Origin of the sequence: Cognatishimia sp. F0-27 (assembly GCF_020667845.1) — a bacterium.
GTDB lineage: Bacteria > Pseudomonadota > Alphaproteobacteria > Rhodobacterales > Rhodobacteraceae > JAFMPQ01.
In genome coordinates, this window is sequence record NZ_JAFMPQ010000076.1 from 1 (window position 1) to 3,812 (window position 3,812).

Sequence of the window (3,812 nt, forward strand, 5' to 3'; positions counted from 1 at the left end):
AAGGGTCAGACGCCAAACACCACCCCATCACCGATCTTCGCCAAGCCCGGTGATGGGGTATCAATAACAGATCAGAGATATAGAAGGGTCAGGACTTCGGTAACAAGGGCGCCCCAGTCAAGCGGTTTTGCCCACAGCAATTGATCCGCCGTAGAGGTTCCGTTGATATTCTTGGTGCCGGTCCTGGCTTCTGTCGCGGCCTACGGCTTAGATCCCTTGGGTACATGCTTCGGTTCGTGGTCAGCGCTTTCGGCTGCCAACATGATGCTGGTTCGATGTAATTCCGATGTGCCCATCTCATAGGCGTGCTTGACGGTTGTCAGCGACGGTCCAGACCTCGGCATCATCGGAACCACGTCCCTGCGGAGCCTCAGAGGCCTGCAATCAGGCAGGCAACGGGTAGAGAGTCATCCTGTTAGGCCGGGTTTGGCGCCGTATCTGATTGGAAGGTTGTGCCATCGACCCAAATCCGATGCAGAATAACCGCGATGCGTCGTGCCAAGGCAACCATCGCAACTTTGCGTCCGCGCCGCTGCACGAGTTGAGCTCCCCATGTTCTGAGCCACGTTGATGTGCCGCGGTTCATCATGCCGGTTGCGGCCTGGCACAACGCCCTCCTCAGATTGACGTCACCGGCTTTGGTGATGCCGCCGGCCACGTCCCGTTCACCGGACTGGTTGCGTGAGGGCGTCAGGCCAACCCAGGGGCCAACTCTCTTTGAAGACCGAAAGCAGGTCGGGTCATCGACCGCAGCACGGAATGTCAGTGCTACGACTGCACCGACTCCAGGCATCGACATAAGGCGTTGGCAAACCGGATCATCCCAGGCCAACTGGCGCACACACTTTTCGAGACCGGCCAGTTCCTGTCGTAGGGATGCTCGGGCCGCGCACGCGATTTTCTCAGCAAAGGCTATGATTTAGCAGTGGTCGGTGTCAGTACCACGGACAACGCGTCGCCTGCCGAACTTGCGTAATTCGTTGCTCTTTGCTTTTGTTTCGCATTACCGTTCGATCCGATAGACGTCGGAGAGCGAAAATGACAGTGGAAGTATTTGAGGACGCGGCTCGTATCTTAATGCTGGCCTGTGTACTGCTGCTGCTTTGGTCCTTTGGGCGAGAACGGTTCGCTAATGAGCAGCCAGGTTGGAACTACCTTGTGGCCGGTCTTGGCCTGATCGTCTTCGGAGGCTTCTGGGACTTGTCGCGCAACTTCCCCGACGCCGATAGGATGCTTAAATACGGCAGCTTTGACGTTCGAATTATCCTAGAGAATATTTTTGGTTATCTGGGCGGCCTGCTGCTAGTCGGTGTGGGGTTGTACCAGTTCCTCCCCCGCGTGGACTTGGTATTCAATGATAACCTGCGTCGAAAGAAGGACGAAGAAGGGCTCCGTTTAAGCATCAATCGTTTGGGCAACGAAGTTGCTGAGCAGACTACCAAACTTGGAATGGCACGCGAGGACCTCGAAGCTATTGAAGCTCGCCTTAGAGCATTTTTTCGGCATGTGCCCGCCTTTATCGACGTAAGTGACAAAAGCGGTCAGGCCATGAACGTTATTCCGCCAAGTATTGGGGCAGGAGAAAGCAAGCAGCCACGGTCTCTTCAAAGCGAGTTTTATAGCATTGAGCCTGATTTGGCTGAGGTCGATCGGAAGGTGCTCAAATCGGGCCAACCCGTCTCATTAGAAGTCACGGGCAAGTCAGAAAAAGCCGAGTGTGTCTTACATGTCCTTCGGTTCCCAATTGTCGATCGAAATGAATCTACACTTGGTGTGGGTGGAATTGCGTTTGACGTCACAGCGGATAGATCGCTTGAAAAGAAGTTACTGAGGGCTGAAAGCATAGCTAGAATTGGACATTGGGAAGTGAGCTTTCCTGAAAATAAACTTACTTGGTCGCCCGAAACGTTCCGGATCCACGGTTTGCCCCCGGGTAGTGACCAGCCAAGTGTTGAAGAGGCACTGGCCTTTTACCACCCAGGCGATGTCGACCGTGTGTCAGAACACTTCGCAAGGGTTTTTGAGACTGGGCAACTGCAAGGTGTCAGCGCGAGACTAGTTCTAAGGGACGGGCAAATACGACACGTCTACGCTGACGGCGTCGCGCTCATGCAAGATGCATCCGGGCACCCTTCTCGGATCTTTGGAATTCTTCATGACCGAACGGAACTAGTTGAACAACAGAAGCAACTCAAGAAAGCTCAAAGGTTCGAGGCCATTGGCCAAATGGCAGGTGGCATTGCACATGACTTCAATAACCTGCTTGCGGTTATCTGCGGCAATTTGGAACTGCTTGACGAGGGTATGACCACTGGAGCCTTTTCGGAGGCGGAGCGTCGGGATTGCATCGGTAGCGCGTTAGCTGCCGCACGGAGTGGCGCTGATTTAACAAAGAACATGCTGGCTTTCGCAAGTAAGTCTCAACTGGCACCCCAGCGGGTGTGTATCCACGATTTGGTAGAGGAGACGGAGCGTTGGTTAGTTCGCACAATCCCGAGCTCGATAGCTCTGACTCTGTCGCTGGATGCCGAGAACTGCTTTTGCAGATTGGACCATGCGGGCTTGCAGAGCGCACTGGTGAACGTTGTCGTCAATGCACGCGACGCGATGCCGGACGGGGGGGAGCTATTCATTGAAACCAGGAACTTGGAAATCGAGAAAGGTGACGAAATCAGCAAGTCCAGCGAGGCTTCCCCGCAGGGAAGTTACCTGGAACTCGCTGTAAGGGACTCTGGCCACGGCATGCCTCCTGAACTCTTGCAAAGGGCATTCGAGCCATTTGTGACGACGAAAGAACTCTCAACGGGCACCGGCCTCGGACTATCGATGGTACAAGGCTTCACGCGCCAAAGCGGCGGGGAGGTCGAAATCACATCGGAGCTGGGAGTTGGAACTTGCGTTCGGTTATTGCTTCCCCTTGATGTCACAGAGGATACCGCGGCTGATCAGCCAGACGACGACCGAGATTCAGCACTGGGGAAAAACAGAGGGATCAGGGTTCTCGTAGTAGAGGATCAACCGGAAGTTCTTGCGTTGCTCATCAGGAGTCTCACATCCGCGGGGTTCAGAGTCGAAGCCGCTTCTTCGGGCGTACAAGGACTTGAAGTTTTCCGCAAAGAAGGCCCATTTGACCTTTTGATCACCGACATTGTTATGCCGGGTGAGCTAAATGGTACAAATCTAGCAGCGGCCTGTAGAGAGACTATTGAGCGGCTACCGGTGCTCTTTCTCACTGGATATTCAGATAAGCGGTTGGAGCCCCGCACGGATGTATCCCGCAACGAACTGTGCCTCACGAAACCTGTGCCAAGAGCCGAGCTTCTTGCTGCGATCGAAAAATTGACCAATCAACAAATGGCCTGACTTTGGATCGCGCACGCGGCCTTGCTCGCCGGGTAATCCCCCCATTTTTGCGGGGGCTTGGTCGTAGAACTTACGCGACCATCTTCAGTTTCTGTGCGGGTGTCATGCCGCCATTTCCGATGTTCGGGCGCTCGTGGTTGTAGGACCCTAGCCACTCGGTGGCAATCTGCTGCACCTCCTCGATGTTTTCAAAGATGTAGAGGTCCAGCCATTCGTGCCGGACCGTCCGGTTGTAGCGTTCGACATAGGCGTTCTGCTGAGGCTTGCCGGGCTGGATATAGGTCAGGGCGATGCCCCTGTTCTCGGCCCATTCCATAAGCATGCCACTGACGTATTCCGTTCCGTAACACCTTCGGAATGACGTTGATTTAGAGGCTATGATTGCCTGCGCAGCCATCAAAAAGCGCAGCAGGTGATCATAGCCGGGTCTCGGGTCCCTACAGTGGTTT

Annotated in this window: 3 protein-coding genes; 1 reads left to right on the plus strand and 2 read right to left on the minus strand. The window is 54.6% G+C overall.

The window, feature by feature from the left end; genetic code table 11:
* Positions 1–415: 415 nt before the first annotated feature.
* Entirely contained in the window at positions 416–799 is a 384-nt protein-coding gene (locus J1C49_RS21305; protein WP_227447833.1) for a transposase, read from the minus strand.
* A gap of 239 nt (positions 800–1,038) precedes the next feature.
* Here J1C49_RS21305 and J1C49_RS21310 point away from each other — a divergent pair, with 239 nt between their 5' ends.
* A complete protein-coding gene (locus tag J1C49_RS21310; protein ID WP_227447831.1) occupies positions 1,039–3,363 on the plus strand; it encodes a PAS domain-containing hybrid sensor histidine kinase/response regulator in 2,325 nt (774 codons plus the stop codon).
* Between the two features lie 70 nt (positions 3,364–3,433).
* On the opposite strand, the gene J1C49_RS21315 is transcribed toward J1C49_RS21310, so the two are convergent.
* Positions 3,434–3,812, minus strand: a 379-nt coding sequence (locus J1C49_RS21315; RefSeq protein ID WP_227447832.1) for an integrase core domain-containing protein, incomplete at its 5' end; no start/stop codon positions are given.

Bases quoted from the DNA above. Each gene is read 5' to 3' on its own strand.
- J1C49_RS21305 (WP_227447833.1), bottom strand. From the start codon at position 799: ATGTCGATGCCTGGAGTCGGTGCAGTCGTAGCACTGACATTCCGTGCT.
- J1C49_RS21310 (WP_227447831.1), top strand. From the start codon at position 1,039: ATGACAGTGGAAGTATTTGAGGACGCGGCTCGTATCTTAATGCTGGCC.